Origin of the sequence: Streptomyces malaysiensis subsp. samsunensis (genome assembly GCF_024519315.1) — a bacterium.
GTDB classification, from domain to species: domain Bacteria; phylum Actinomycetota; class Actinomycetes; order Streptomycetales; family Streptomycetaceae; genus Streptomyces; species Streptomyces malaysiensis.
Genome location: NZ_JANIIC010000070.1, coordinates 34750 through 49122, shown reverse-complemented (window position 1 = coordinate 49122; position 14373 = coordinate 34750). Strand labels below are relative to the sequence as shown.

Annotated in this window: 7 protein-coding genes and 1 pseudogene; 5 read left to right on the top strand and 3 right to left on the bottom strand. The window is 71.8% G+C overall.

The features are described from left to right. Positions 1-138: 138 nt before the first annotated feature. Positions 139-2418 (top strand): 3-hydroxyacyl-CoA dehydrogenase NAD-binding domain-containing protein, encoded by a 2280-nt coding sequence (locus NQU54_RS40400; protein WP_257635332.1) that lies wholly within the window; start codon positions 139-141, stop codon positions 2416-2418. A 451-nt stretch (positions 2419-2869) separates the two neighbouring features. Here the strand turns inward: NQU54_RS40400 and NQU54_RS40395 are convergent, their stop codons facing one another. Continuing rightward, on the bottom strand, positions 2870-3808 hold the full coding sequence (locus NQU54_RS40395; protein WP_257635331.1) for a LysR family transcriptional regulator: 939 nt from the start codon (positions 3806-3808) through the stop codon (positions 2870-2872). Between the two features lie 99 nt (positions 3809-3907). On the opposite strand from NQU54_RS40395, the gene NQU54_RS40390 reads away from it, so the two are divergent. Further along, positions 3908-4795, top strand: a complete 888-nt coding sequence (locus NQU54_RS40390) for an alpha/beta fold hydrolase (RefSeq protein ID WP_257635330.1) — start codon at positions 3908-3910, stop codon at positions 4793-4795. A gap of 86 nt (positions 4796-4881) precedes the next feature. Here the strand turns inward: NQU54_RS40390 and NQU54_RS40385 are convergent, their stop codons facing one another. After that, positions 4882-5715 carry a MerR family transcriptional regulator gene (locus NQU54_RS40385; RefSeq protein WP_257635335.1) on the bottom strand — a complete coding sequence of 278 codons (834 nt, stop codon included), beginning with the start codon at positions 5713-5715 and terminating at the stop codon, positions 4882-4884. A 284-nt stretch (positions 5716-5999) separates the two neighbouring features. Between NQU54_RS40385 and NQU54_RS40380 the strand changes: the two genes are divergently transcribed. Together NQU54_RS40380 and NQU54_RS40375 are read left to right on the top strand one after the other, a co-directional pair. After that, the gene (locus tag NQU54_RS40380) at positions 6000-9740 is read left to right on the top strand and encodes a glycoside hydrolase family 2 TIM barrel-domain containing protein (protein ID WP_257635329.1); all 3741 of its coding nucleotides are present in this window, start codon (positions 6000-6002) and stop codon (positions 9738-9740) included. A gap of 19 nt (positions 9741-9759) precedes the next feature. Next, positions 9760-10632 carry an oxygenase MpaB family protein gene (locus NQU54_RS40375; RefSeq protein WP_257635328.1) on the top strand — a complete coding sequence of 291 codons (873 nt, stop codon included), beginning with the start codon at positions 9760-9762 and terminating at the stop codon, positions 10630-10632. A 52-nt stretch (positions 10633-10684) separates the two neighbouring features. Here NQU54_RS40375 and NQU54_RS40370 read toward each other — a convergent pair whose 3' ends face one another. After that, positions 10685-12175: a M1 family metallopeptidase gene (locus NQU54_RS40370; RefSeq protein WP_257635327.1), complete on the bottom strand. Its 1491-nt coding sequence runs from the start codon at positions 12173-12175 to the stop codon at positions 10685-10687. 266 nt (positions 12176-12441) lie between these two features. Between NQU54_RS40370 and NQU54_RS40365 the strand changes: the two are divergent. Beyond that, a pseudogene (locus NQU54_RS40365) lies at positions 12442-14372 on the top strand (Xaa-Pro dipeptidyl-peptidase). The last annotated feature ends 1 nt before the right edge of the window (position 14373 follow it).

Here is a 14373-nt window from a genome sequence, read left to right as displayed (position 1 = left end):
GGGCCGAGGGCCGGTTCCGCCGCAGGACCCCCCCGCCCCCCCCGGACGCGGGGGCCGCCGCCGCCCCCCCCCCCCCAAGCCCCCGCCCCCTGTCCCCCCCCCGCCCCGCCCCCCGCCCCTTCGTCCTGGAGACCTCAGATGACCCACCCCACCACCGCCTCGACCATCCGCTGGGAGCAGGACGACGAAGGCGTCGTCACCCTGGTGCTCGACGACCCCGACCAGTCCGCCAACACCATGAACGCCGCGTTCATCGACTCCCTCGACGCGATCGCCGACCGCGCCGAGGCCGAGCGCGAATCGATCAGCGGCATCATCGTCACCTCCGCCAAGAAGACCTTCTTCGCCGGTGGCGACCTCAACGACCTCATCGAGGTCGGGCCCGACCAGGCCCAGGAGGTCTACGACAAGAACCTCCGCATCAAGCGCGCGCTGCGCCGCATCGAGACACTCGGCAGGCCCGTGGTCGCCGCGATCAACGGCGCGGCGCTCGGCGGCGGGCTGGAGATCGCGCTCACCTGCCACCACCGCATCGCCCTCGACGCCCCCGGATCCCGTATCGGCTTCCCCGAGGTCACCCTGGGCCTGCTCCCGGGCAGCGGGGGCGTCGCCCGTACCGTACGGCTGCTCGGCGTCACCGACGCGCTGCTCAAGTGGCTGCTCCAGGGCATGCGCTACAGCCCCCGGCGCGCCCAGGAGGCGGGGCTGGTGCACGAGGTCGCCGCCACCCGCGAGGAGATGCTGACCCTGGCCCGCGCGTTCATCGCCGCCCACCCCGAGTCGGCACAGCCCTGGGACGACAAGGACTACCGGATTCCGGGCGGCACCCCGGCGCAGCCGAAGTTCGCCGTCAACCTGCCCGCCTTCCCCGCCAATCTGCGCAAGCAGCTGAACGGCGCGCCCTATCCGGCGCAGCGCAATATCCTGGCCGCCGCCGTCGAGGGGGCCCAGGTGGACTTCGAGACCGCGCAGACCATCGAGGCCCGGTACTTCACCGAGCTGGTCGTCGGCCAGACCGCCAAGAACATGATTCAGGCGTTCTTCTTCGATCTCCAGGCGGTCAACTCCGGTGCCAACCGGCCCCGGGGGATCGAGCCCCAGCAGGTCCGTAAGGTCGCGGTGCTGGGCGCCGGGATGATGGGCGCGGGCATCGCGTACGCCTGCGCCAAGGCGGGCATCGAGGTCGTCCTCAAGGACGTGTCCGTGGAGGCCGCCGAAAAGGGCAAGGCGTACTCCGAGGGGCTGCTGGCCAAGGCGCTCGCCAAGGGCCGGACCACCGAGGCGAAGCGGGACGGGCTGCTGGCCCGGATCACCCCGACCGCCGACCTCCGCGACCTCGAGGGCTGTGACGCGGTCATCGAGGCGGTCTTCGAGGATCCGGCGCTCAAGCACAAGGTGTTCCAGGAGATCGAGGGCGTCGTCGCCCCGGACGTCTTGCTGTGCTCCAACACCTCCACCCTCCCCATCACCCTGCTCTCGGAGGGGGTGCAGCGCGCCGAGGACTTCATCGGACTGCACTTCTTCTCGCCCGTGGACAAGATGCCGCTGGTCGAGATCATCAAGGGCGAGCGCACCGGCGACAAGGCGCTGGCCCGCGCCTTCGATCTGGTGCGGCAGATCAGCAAGACCCCGATCGTGGTTAATGACTCCCGCGGCTTCTTCACCTCCCGTGTCATCGGCCACTTCCTCAACGAGGGCGTGGCGATGGTGGGGGAGGGCATCGACCCGGCCTCCGTGGAGCAGGCCGCGGCCCAGGCCGGCTACCCGGCCAAGGTGCTCTCCCTGATGGACGAGCTGACCCTCACCCTGCCGCGCAAGATCCGTGAGGAGACGCGCCGGGCGACCGAGGAGGCGGGCGGCGAGTGGCGGCCGCATCCGGCCGACGCGGTCATCGACCGCATGGTGGAGGAGTTCGGGCGCCCCGGCCGCAGTGGCGGGGCGGGCTTCTACGACTACGACGAGACGACCGGCCGGCGCACCCGGCTGTGGCCGGGGCTGCGTGAGCACTTCGCACCGGGCGGCGCGGGCGGCGCGGGCGGATCCGGTGGCTCCGACGGCTCGGGCGGATCTGGTGGTTCCGGCGGTTCCGGTGTTTCCGGTGGCTCCCGTGGTGAGGGCACCCGGATCCCCATGGAGGACATGAAGGAGCGGATGCTCTTCTGTGAGGCCATCGACACGGTGCGGCTGCTGGAGGAGGGCGTGCTGACCTCCGTCGCCGACGCCAACATCGGTTCCATCCTCGGTATCGGCTTCCCCGGCTGGACGGGCGGGGTGCTTCAGTACATCAATGGATACGAGGGCGGCGTGGCCGGTTTCGTGGCCCGCGCCCGGCAGTTGGAGGCGGCGTACGGGGAGCGGTTCGCCCCGCCCGCGCTGCTGCTGGAGAAGGCGGAGCGGGGGGAGCGCTTCGCGGACTAGGCGGGGGTGTCCGGCGGGCGGTGACGCCTGCGGCGGGCCACGCGGCGGAGCAGCATATCGATGCTTTCCCCTCCCCGCCCCTTCCCTCAACTGGGGCTCCGCCCCAGACCCCGGGGGCCGGGGGTGGAGCCGCTGCCCCGAGGCGGAGCCCCTGTCCGGAGGTGGGGGGCCTGTCCGGAGGCGGGGCCGCTGTCCTGAGGCGGGGGCCGGGGGTGGAGCCGCTGCTCCGAGGCGGAGTCCCTGTCCTGAGGCGGGGGCCGCTGTCCTGAGGCGGGGGCCGCTGTCCCGAGGCGGGGGCCGTGCCCTGAGGAGGAGCCCCTGCCCCGTGGCGGAGTCGCGTATCGATGCTGCGGGAAGGGGCGGGGGACAGTTCCGTCGGGCGACCGGTGGCCGCCCGTACGAACTTCCACGCCGCTTTCCGTACCGCTGACGGGCCCGCCGGTCCGGCCCCTCAGCGCGCGCCGAGACGGCGTTCGAGCCGCTCGCTCACCCCCGGGCACCGCTCCCGGGTGGTGTCCAGGAAGGCCGCCAGTACGGGGGAGCGGTCCTGGGCGCGGAACGACATCACCAGCTCCGGCAGCTCCACCCGCGGACTCACCTCGCACACCCGGATGTCCGGCCGCGCCGCCACCCGCAGACACGCCGGGCCGAGCCCCACCCCGACCCCGCACGAGGCCAGCCCGATGATGGTGTGCACATCCCGCGCCTCCGTGAACCCACCGGCCCGCGCGGGCGCCTCGGAGCCCTCGCCCAGCAGCGTGGTCAGCCACGCGGCGACCACCGGCTCCTCGTCCGCGGGCGCGGTGATCAGATGCTGCCCCCTGAGCTGCTCGACGCTCACCCCGCGCTGCCCGGCGAAGGGATGGGCCGCGCCGACGACCGCCACCAGATGGTCCCGGCCGACCGTGACCGACACCAGCTCCTCGGCACCGGCGCCCCGGGGCGCACCGCGCCCGATGGCGATGTCCAGCTCACCCGCGAGCAGCGCCGCCGTGGACCGCCGGGTCGACATCTCCTGGAGCCCCAGCCGCACCTCGGGGCGGTCGCGGACGAAACCGCCCAGTACGGACGGCAGAAGCTCCAGCAGCGCCGAGCCGATGAAGCCGAGCCGCAGCCGGCCCGTCTCGCCCCGGGCCGCCCGGCCCGCGTCGGAGGCGGCGGCCGACATCTCGGCCAGCGCCCGGCGCGCCCTGGCCAGGAACGCCTCGCCCGCGGCGGTCGGGAACACCCCACGCGCCGTACGGTCGAAGAGCCGCGCGCCCAGCTCCCGCTCCAGCGCCGCGATCTGCTGGGACAGCGGCGGCTGGGCGATCCCGAGGGCGGCCGCCGCCCGTCCGAAGTGCTGATGCTCGGCCAGCGCCAGGGCGTACCGCAGATGTCGTGACTCCATCGGACCGAGGATAACCGAGGCGATATCCAGGGCATATCGATGACGGGGTTGTCAGATATCGCGATGGATAACGCCGTGTCGTCCCGGTGGACTGTCCCCATGAGCGCCAAGAGCCCCATAACCCCCCTGAACGATTCCGGCCCCCAGCCCTCCGGCACCGTCTTCGTGCTGGTCCATGGCGCCTGGCACGCCTCCTGGCAGTGGGCGCCCACCCAGCGCGCCCTGGCCCGGCTCGGCGCGGCCGCCCTCGCCGTCGACCTGCCGGGGCACGGCTTCGACGCACCGCTGCCCTCGGGGACCCACCTCCTCGGCCAGCCGGGTTACGCGACCGAGAGGTCGGCGCTGGCCGGGGTGACCCTGGAGGAGTGCGCCGGGGCCGTGATCGCCGCGCTGCGGTCGGTCCGCCGGTATCCGAAGGTCGCCCTGGTCTCGCACAGCGCCGGTGGCGCCCCCTCCTCCCTGGCCGCGGAGCGGGCGCCCGAACTCGTCGACGAGCTGATCCATCTGTCGTCCTTCGTCCCCGCCGGGCGCCCCCGCTTCGCCGACTATCTGGCCTCCCCGGAACAGACCGCGACCGTGCGGGGGCAGGGGCTGATGCTGGGCGACCCGGAGGCCATCGGCGCGTTCCGGATCAATCCGTTCTCCGCCGATCCGGAGTATGTGGAGAAGCTGCGGCTGACCTACTACCACGACGTCCCCGCCGAGTCCTTCGCCCGCTGGTACCACGCCCTGAGCCCCGATCTGCCCCTCGCGGTGCCGACCACCCCGATCGCCCTGACCCGGGAGCGGTGGGGCCGGATCCCGCGCACCTTCATCCGGTGCGCCGAGGACTGGGCGTGCACCCCCGCACTGCAAGACCTGATGATCGCGGAGGCCGACGCGGCCATGCCGGACCGCCCCTTCACCGTACGGCCGCTGCCGGGCAGCCATTCGCCGTTCGCCGCCCGCCCCGAGGAACTCGCCGCCGCGCTCATCGGCGACCGCTGACCGGGGCCGCCGACCGCGACCGCTGACCCGGGCCGCCGACCACGGCCGGTCCCCCGGGGCGGCCGCCACGCCGCCCCGGGCCGGGCTCAGTCCACGCGCTCGGCGTTCTCCGTGCGCTCGGCGTTCTCCGTGCGCTCCGCGCTCTCCCTGCTCTCCGCGCCTCCGGCGCTTTCCGCACCCTCGGCGTCCTGCCCGTACCAGGCCCGCAGCTCCTGCTTCATCGACCGCTGGAACGCGATCACCAGCGCCTCCACCACCAGCGGCTGCATATGGGCCGACAGCGACTTCTTCGCCTGTATCCGCTCCGGTCCGCTCCCGGACTCATGATCGCGCTCGGGCCCCCACACCTCGTCCCGGAACAGCCGGCCGAGGTCCCGCGCCGCGGAGCGGGTGTACTCCAGGACGACCGTATGGGCCGCGCGTATCGTCTCCAGCTCGATCGGCACGTCCAGCAGCCGCAGCCCCAGGTGGAGCACCTTGGGGTCGATCCGGAAGCGATCCGGGTCGTCGGTGCGCTCCAGAGCGTCCAGAGAGGCCAGCCGCTCGATGTCCTCCTCCGAGAGCTCCCGCCCGGCCCGCCGGTCCAGCTGCTCGCGGGTCGTCTCCTCGGGGGAGTCCGGACCCCAGGAGGCCACCAGCGCGCGGTGGATCGCCAGATCGTCCTCGCTCAGATCCGGTGGCAATTGGCTCAGATAGCGCTCGATGGCGGACAGGGTCATGCCGTGGCGCTGCAACTGTTCGATCAGCGCCAGTCGGGAGAGGTGCTCGGGGCCGTAGTGGCCGACCCGGCGCGGGCCGATCACCGGCGGCGGAAGCAGTCCGCGGGTGCCGTAGAAGCGCACGGTGCGCACGGTCACCCCGGCGCGGGCCGCCAGTTCGTCGACGGTGAGGGTGGGTTCCTCGGTGCCGGGGGTGGTCATCGGCCGTGCCTCGCTCTCCGTGTCGTCCTGCTCCGCCGTACCGCTGCTGTGCTGCTGCCCGGTCGGGTTCATCAGTATTGCTGTCGCATCACCGCTGTGAAACCTCCCGCCGCCAGTCGCTCACCACCGGATCGGTACGGCCTGTTGACGCTCTCTTTACCGATGAATAGCGTGCGTCGCCGTTCCGCTGTGTTGGTTTTCTTCCGAATCTGTGAGGTGGGGTCGGATTGAGCTCAAAACGCGGCAGGCATGGGATACGACGACTGATCGGTGCGGTGCTGGCCATGACCACCGCCGTCGGCCTCGGCCTCACGGCCGCGGACACGGCCGTCGGCAAGGCGTCGGACGCGGGCAAGTTCCCCGCCGATCTGCACACGTACCTCGAGGACCCGGAGCGGACCGGCGAGGGCCAGGAGCCCCCGCACACCCGGCTGCGGCCGGACGGGCCCGACCGTGGCCGATGGGAGCGCAGCCTGGACGGGGCTTGGCGGTTCGCCCTGGCCGACCGGCCGGAGGACGCCCCGAGCGGCTTCTGGAAGGACGGCTACGACGCCTCGGCGTGGCGGCGCGTCCAGGTGCCCCACACCTGGCAGACCGACGACCTCGACCATCCGGTGTTCCGCAACGTCCAGAGCGAGATGGCGCCCGACGACCCGCCCAAGGTGCCCCGCGACACCAATCCGACCGGGGCGTACGTCCGGGATGTCACGGTGCCCCGGAGCTGGGACGGGCGCCGGCAGATGATCCGCTTCGACGGGGTCACCTCCGGCTGGTTCCTGTGGATCAACGGCCACTACGTCGGCTACGACCAGGGCGGCTATGTGCCCGCCGAATTCGATGTGACCGACTATCTGCGTCCCGGCGCCACCAACCGGATCGCCCTCCAGGTGCACCGCTGGAGCGCGGGGTCGTATCTGGAGGACTACGACCAGTGGCGCTACGCGGGCATCTTCCGCTCCGTATCGCTGTACTCCACGCCCACGACCCGCATGGAGGACGCGTACGTCACCACCGATCTCGACGCCTCCTACCGGGACGCCACGCTGCGCACCGAAGTGGACATCGCGCGCACCGGAGGCGACACGAGCGGACCGCATCGGGTCACCGGTGTGCTCTACGACCGCGAGGGGCGTGTGATACGGCGGCTGGCGGCCGAGGAGAAGGCCGGGAAGGCCGAGCTGACCGGGCGGATCACCAACCCGGCGAAGTGGTCGGACGAGGCGCCGAATCTCTATGCGCTGGTGCTCACCCTGCGCGATCCCGAGGGCAAGGCGATCCAGACCGTGCGCCAGAGCGTCGGATTCCGTGAGATCGAGGTCAAGGACAAACAGCTCACGCTCAACGGCAAGCGCATCCTGATCCGTGGCGTCAACCGCGCCGAGACCGACCCGGCCACCGGCCGCCATGCCACCCGCGCCCGGATGGAGCAGGACATCCGGCTGATGAAGCGGCTGAACGTCAACGCCATCCGCACCTCCCACTACCCCTCGGACCCGTACCTCTACGAACTCGCCGACCGCGAGGGCATCCTGATCGACGACGAGATGGAGGTCGAGACCCACAGCCACGAGAACTGCCCGGACGACTGCCTGGCCGAGCGCCCCGAATGGCAGAAGGCGTTCCTCGACCGCCACCAGGGCATGGTGGAGCGCGACAAGAACCACCCCAGCGTCATCATGTGGGACACCGGAAACGAGGCCGGACTGGGCAAGGCGCACTACGCGATGGCCGAGTGGACCCGGGCCAACGAGCCCACCCGCCCGCTCTACCACCAGTCCAACGGCCCCGACGGGGACGCGCCTTACGCGGACATCGCCGGACCCCGCTATCCGACCCCGGCCTCCCTCGAAACCAAGGCCAAGACCTTCACCAAGCCCATCGTGATGGGTGAGTACGCCCACGCCATGGGCAACAGCCTCGGCAACTTCCGTGAGTTCTGGGAGGTCATGCGCGCCTACCCCAGCGCCCAGGGCGGCTTCATCTGGGACTGGGCCGAGCAGAACATCCGCCGTCCGCTGATCACCACCCCCGACTCCTCCGGCAATGACATCGCCGCCTCCCTGTCCGGCAAGCCGAAGCGGGTCGACGGATACGGAGGGAGGGGCAAGGCGCTGTATCTGTCCGGTCTTGACGACTTCGTGGAGATCTACCGCGATCCGAAGCTGGACCTCACCGGCACCGCCGTCACCCTCGACGCCCGCGTCAAACCGGCCGAGCCCTGGACCGGGGACTTCACCATCATCAGCAAGGGCGACCAGTACGTCCTGCGGATGAAGGACGAGAACACCCTCGAATTCACGATCACCAGCGGTGGTGAGCCCCGTACCGTCACCGCCCCCGTGCCCGACGGCTGGACCGGCGCCTGGCACCGGGTGACCGGCACCTACGACGGCACCGCGCTGCGCCTCTATGTCGACCGTAAGGAGCTCGCCGAGACCGCGTGGAGCGGGCGCATCGACTACACCGGCTTCGACCTCGGCGTCGGCCGGAACAACGACACCATGGAGGACGGCTGGACCGGCCGGACCGCCAAGGGCACCATCGACCAGGTCAGGGTCTATGACACCGCGCTCGGCGCCGAGTCGCTCGCCCAGGACCGGGACCCCCGGCGCGACGCCCTGATCGCCCTCGACTTCGACGACTTCACCCGCAAGGGCAGCTACCTCTCCTACGGGCTCTATGAATCCGGTGTGGACGGCCTGGTCACGGCCGACCGCGACCCGGAGCCGGAGACCGTCCAGCTGGCCTGGGTGCAGGCCCCGATCCGTATCACCGACCCGGGCGGCGAGGGCGCCCGCACCGGCAAGGTGAGGGTCACCAATGAGCGCGCCTTCACCGGCACCGGCGATCTCGCGCTGCGCTGGACGGTGACCGAGGGCGCGCGGACCGTCGCGAGCGGCACCCGTGCGCTGGACGTCGCCCCCGGCGAGAGCGCCGTGGTCCAGCTCCCGGCCCCGCCCGCCAACCCCGGCGGCTATGAGCGCCATCTGACCGTACGGGCCGTCACCGCGCACTCCACCGACTGGGCCGGGGCCGGGCATGTGGTGTCCTTCGGCCAGTTCGCGGTCGGCGGCGACAAGGTGCCCGAGCCCGAGCCCGCCCAGGCCGCCGGCCGGTCCGCCGAGGCCGTCGAGAGCGGCGACACCGTGCGGGTCAGCGGCGACGGCTTCCGCTACACCTTCGGCAAGAAGGAGGGCACGCTCACCTCGATGCGCGTCGGGGGCCGTGAACTGCTCCGCTCCGGCCCCGAACTGGACGCCTGGCGCTCCCCGATCAGCAATGAGCGCTCCGACTGGGGCACCGCCGAGGGCAAGCGCTGGCGCTCCCTGGGCCTGGACCGGCTGCGCACCACCGTCGACGGGGTGGAGGTGACCCCCGGCGACGACGGCACGGTCACCGTCACCGTGCGCTCCACCGCCGCCGCGCCCGATGTGACCGGTGCGTCCTTCGGCCAGACCGTGGCCTACCGGGTCGACGGCGCGGGCCAGGTCGGGATCCGGCACCAGGTCGAGGCGCGCGGCGGCTTCCGCACCCTGTCGTACCTCCCCAGGGTCGGCCTCCGGCTGAAGGTGCCCGAGCGCTACGGCACCTTCCGGTGGTACGGGCGCGGACCGGTGGAGAACCTCAACGACCGTAAGGACGGCACGCCCATGGGCGTGTGGTCCTCCTCGGTCCAGGACCAGTACGTCGAGTATCTGAAGCCCCAGGACCACGGCAACCACGACGATGTGCGCTGGGCGTCCCTCACCGACGGCGGCGGTGCCGGACTGCTGGTCTCCGGCGATCTGGAGGCGGGCGCCACCGCGTACGACGAGCTCGACCGCGCCGCCTATCCGCACTTCCTGAAGCGCAACGACGGCTGGAACACCCTGCACGCCGACCACGCGGTCACCGGCGTGGGCGACACCCCCAACCCGGTGCGCGACCAGTACCGGGTGAAGGCCGACAGGGCCTATGACTACACGCTCACCCTGCGCCCGCTCACCGGCGGCGCGGGCGCGCACACTGGAACAGGAGAGAAGTAACCGCACCACCGCAGGTCCCATGAGCACGCAGAGCCCCCGCCGCACCACCGAAGGCCACGATCCGCCCCCTGTCGGCGGCATCCTGTGGACCGTGGCGGGGGAGCTGCGCAGTGTGCTCGCCCTGCCGGCCGCGATGACCATGCAGGTGGCGCATCCGGCCGTCGGGGCGGGCGTGGACCAGTACTCCGTCTTCCGCACCGACCCCTGGGGGCGCGGGGAGCGCTCCCTGCGGTCGGTGCAGCTGTGGGTCTACGGCGGGGCACAGGCCGAGGCGGAGGGGCGCCGGCTGCGCAGGCTCCACGCGTCCATCCAGGGCGTCGACGCGCACGGCCGCCCCTACCGGGCGCTGGACCCGCCCGTCTACGCCTGGGTGCACGCCACCGGCTATCCGGTCTATCTGCGCGCCCAGCGCTATCTGGGCACCCGCCCCTTCACCGCGGCCGAGGAGCGGCGGCTGTACGGGGAATGGCTGCGGGTCGGACGGGTGCTGGGCATCGACGACCGCGAGATGCCGGGATCCGTCGAGGAGTTCTGGCCCTACTACCGCGCGATGGTGCGGGAGCGGCTCGAGCCGACCGCCGTCGTCCGTGAACTGGCCGCGCCCGACGCCCCCGTGCCTCCGCCGGGCCCGCCGCCGCTCCGTCTGCTGTGGCCGCTGCTGCGCCCGCTGTTCACCCGCTTCCGGGCGTTCCTCACCGTCGGGCTGATGCCGCCGGACGCGCGGGAGGCGATCGGGCTGGGGTGGACACGGGCGCAGGAGCGGCGGCTGCGGTGGTTCGGGCGGGCCGTGCGGGTGGTGGTCCCGCTGCTGCCCGAGCGGCTGCGCTATCTCCCCCTGGCACGCGAGGCCCGGCGCCGCGCCCGCGCGGGCGGCCGTGGGCTGGGGCCATGAACGCACGAGGCCCCGGCCGGGGTGGCCGACCCGGCCGGGGCCCGGAGACGGCTCAGCGGCCGTGGGCGCTGTGCGTGTCCTGGATCCGCTGCCACGACTTCGGCCGCACCGGCGCCTCGGCCGGGCTCACCGCCGCCGCCCGCGCCTGCGCCGCGGCCGGCTTGGACGGGGTGAACAGCCAGGTGTCGAAGAGCGCGGCCAGCGGCTTGCCCGACTCCTTCTCCGCATAGGTCACGAAGTCCTCGACCGAGGCGTTCCCGTACCGGTGCTCCGCCGTCCAGCCCTTGAGGATCGCGAAGAAGTCCTTGTCGCCGATGTGGTTCCGCAGCGCCTGGAGGGCCAGCGCGCCCCGGTCGTACACCGCGTCATGGAACTGGTTCTCCGGACCCGGGTCGCCCGGCTCGACCTTCCAGAAGGGGTCGTCGGCCGGGTAGGAGGCGTAGGTGTAGTCCGCCAGCTCCTGCGCGGTGCCCTCGCCCTCCTTCTCCGACCACAGCCACTGCGCGTAGCTGGCGAAGCCCTCGTTGATCCAGATATCCCGCCAGTCCTTCAGCGAGACGCTGTCGCCGAACCACTGATGGGCCAGCTCATGCACGATCAACGAGGTGTTCGCGCCCTTGGCGAACCCCTTCGGGCTGTAGAACGGCCGGGTCTGGGTCTCCAGCGCATAGCCCGTGGGCACATTGGGCACATAGCCGCCCAGCGCGTCGAACGGGTACGGGCCGAAGACCGAGGACTCCCAGTCCACGATCTCCGCCGACCGCTCCACGCTCGCCCGCGCCGCCCCCGCGTTGTCCCCGAGGTCCTTGCTGTAGGCGTTGATCACCGGCAGACCGTTCGCGGTCGTGTCCGTGGTGATGTCGAACTTGCCGACCGCGAGCGTGGTCAGATATGTGGCCTGCGGCTTGCTGGAGCGCCAGTTGTAGCGGGTCCAGCCCAGCTGGGAGCTGGTCGACTGAAGGGTGCCGTTGCTGATCGCCTGCGTTCCGTCCGGCACCGCCACCGATACGTCGAAGGTGGCCTTGTCGAGCGGGTGGTCATTGCTCGGGAACCACCACCACGCCGACTCCGGCTCATTGGCCGCGATCCCGCCGTCCGGGGTGCGCAGCCAGGAGGTGAAACCGCTCGCCACGACCTTCGAGGGCGTCCCGCTGTAGCGCACGACCACGGTGAAGGAGCGGCCGGAGGTCAGCGGCGCGGCCGGGGTGATCTCCAGCTCGTGGTCGCCGGTCGCCGTGAACGCGGCCTTCTTCCCGCCCACCAGCACCTCGCTCACATCGAGCGCGAAGTCCAGGTTGAACCGGGACAGATCCTGCCGGGCCTCGGCCACGATCGTCGCCGTGCCCTCCAGCCGGTCCGTCTTCGGCTGGTACTTCAGCCGCAGGCCGTAGTGGGAGACGTCGTACCCGCCGTTGCCGTACGAGGGGTAGTAGGAGTCCCCGATGCCCGGGGCGCCTGGCGTGGCATCGGCCGCCGACGCCGGGATCGCCAGCAGCAGGCAGGCCGCGGCCGCGCCCGGGACGAGAAGTCTGTGGTGACGCACGAGTCCTCCAACTCGTAGGGGAGAACGATCACTCGTGAGCCTATGTACTCCTCATCCGCACCTCGCGTCCATCACGCCGTCCGACATCCAATCGACATCTGGCCGCAACGCGCACCGACTCGGACCCGTTCACGTCATCTATCGCCCTCTTCTGTACGGGAGTTGACTCGCGCTACCGTCCGGCCGTGCTGCTAGAGACGCGGAGATCCCGCATACCCTGGACCACACTCGTACTGTCGGCGGTCACCGCGCTGGTCGCCGCCGCCATGTCCCTGCTGCCACCGCTCGGCGCCCCGGCCGCCCACGCCGCCTCCGCCGCACCGGGGAGCACAGCGGACAGCAGATCCGAAAGCAGACCCGTCTACTCCTACGAGAACGCCATCCGCGAATCCGTATGGGTGGACACCACGATCGACGGCGACGCGGACGGACGGACCGACCGGGTCGCCGTCGACATCGTGCGGCCGCGCGAACCCGAGGCGCAGGGCCGCCGCGTCCCCGTCATCATGGACGCCAGCCCGTACTACTCCTGCTGCGGGCGCGGCAACGAGAGCCAGACCAAGACCTATGACGCCGCCGGGAATCCGGTCCGCTTCCCGCTCTTCTACGACAACTACTTCGTACCGCGCGGCTACGCCACCGTCCTGGTCGACCTCGCCGGAACCAACCGCTCCGACGGCTGTGTGGACGTCGGCGGCCGCTCCGACATCCTGTCCGCCAAGGCCGTGGTCGACTGGCTGAACGGCCGCGCGACCGGATACACCACCGCCACCGGCGGACGGACCGTCAAGGCCGATTGGACCACTTCCCTGATTTAGGGTAATTTGCACTTTTCCCGCGAGGGATCGGTTCGGGCTGGACCGCAACCTTCGGGTTGGAAGCCCCCTTTCCTTCAGGCGAGGGAGCGGAGTCACCTCCTCCTGGTACGACTTAACCAGCAGGGTGCCCGGCTCTCGACGAGGTCGGCCGCTTGATCGGGGCGGACCTCGTCGAGAGCCGGGCCGCACACACTCGCTGCGCCGCCGTACAGAAACGTCTCGTCGAGGGCGCCCCGCGCAACGGCGACTGGACCGGTCTGTGGAACGACCGCCACTATGTGCCGGACGCCGGCAAGGTGCGGGCCAGCGTCTTCGCCGTCCACGGCGCGCAGGACCTCAACGTGCGCACCAAGCACCTCGGACAGTGGTGGAACGCCCTCGCCGACGCGGGCGTCGAGCGCAAGATCTGGCTCTCCCAGACCGGGCACGTCGACCCGTTCGACTTCCGGCGCGAGGAGTGGGTGCGCACCCTGCACCGCTGGTTCGACCACTATCTGCTCGGGATCGACAACGGCATCGAGCGCGAGCCGATGGCCGATGTCGAGCGCGCCCCCGACCAGTGGTCCACCGACCGGGTCTGGCCCCCGTCCGGCACCCGGCAGACCACTCTGCGCCCGCGCGGCGGCGCCACCGCCGGAGTGGGCGTGCTCGGCACCGAGCGGGCCGAGCCCGGCTCGACGGAGACCTTCACCGACGACCCCGCGCTGAGCGAGGCCGACTGGTCCGCGGCGATCGACACCTCGACGCCCGGCAAGGCGGGCTTCACCACCGGTCCGCTCGAGCGGGACCTGCGGCTGTCAGGCTCCGGCACGGTCACCGTCACCGCCACGCCCTCCACCGCCGACGCCCATCTCTCCGCGGTCCTGGTCGACCTCGGCCCGGCCACCATCCGGAACTACACCGCGGCCGGCGAGGGCATCACCACCTTGGACAATCGCACCTGCTGGGGCAGTTCCACGGCGGGCGACAGCGCCTGCTTCAAGGAGACCGCCGCGGACCGGGCGGACGTGGACCACACGGTCTTCAGCCGGGGCTGGGCCGACCTCGGGCACTACGCGGACGACGGCAAGGCCCGCCCGCTGACCCCGGGCAAGGCGTACACCATCACCCTGGACCTCGCGGCGACCGACCATGTGGTCCCGGCCGGCCACCGCCTCGGCCTGATCGTCGCGGGCACCGACGCGGGCCTTGTCGAGCCGCCGTCCACCACCCCGCGGCTGACCCTCGACCTGCCCCGCACCTCGGCCCGGCTGCCGCTGGTCGGCGGCGCCCCGAAGGCCGCGGCCGCCCCCTCGCGCACGGCGGCCACCCCGCCCCTGAAGGGCGTACGGGCCCCGCACCACCGGACCCCGCTCCCGTCCGTCTCCACCCACGACTGAC

Coding starts and splice junctions, on each gene's coding strand:
- NQU54_RS40400 (WP_257635332.1), top strand. CDS start 139: ATGACCCACCCCACCACCGCCTCGACCATCCGCTGGGAGCAGGACGAC.
- NQU54_RS40395 (WP_257635331.1), bottom strand. CDS start 3,808: ATGGAGTCACGACATCTGCGGTACGCCCTGGCGCTGGCCGAGCATCAG.
- NQU54_RS40390 (WP_257635330.1), top strand. CDS start 3,908: ATGAGCGCCAAGAGCCCCATAACCCCCCTGAACGATTCCGGCCCCCAG.
- NQU54_RS40385 (WP_257635335.1), bottom strand. CDS start 5,715: ATGACCACCCCCGGCACCGAGGAACCCACCCTCACCGTCGACGAACTG.
- NQU54_RS40380 (WP_257635329.1), top strand. CDS start 6,000: ATGACCACCGCCGTCGGCCTCGGCCTCACGGCCGCGGACACGGCCGTC.
- NQU54_RS40375 (WP_257635328.1), top strand. CDS start 9,760: ATGAGCACGCAGAGCCCCCGCCGCACCACCGAAGGCCACGATCCGCCC.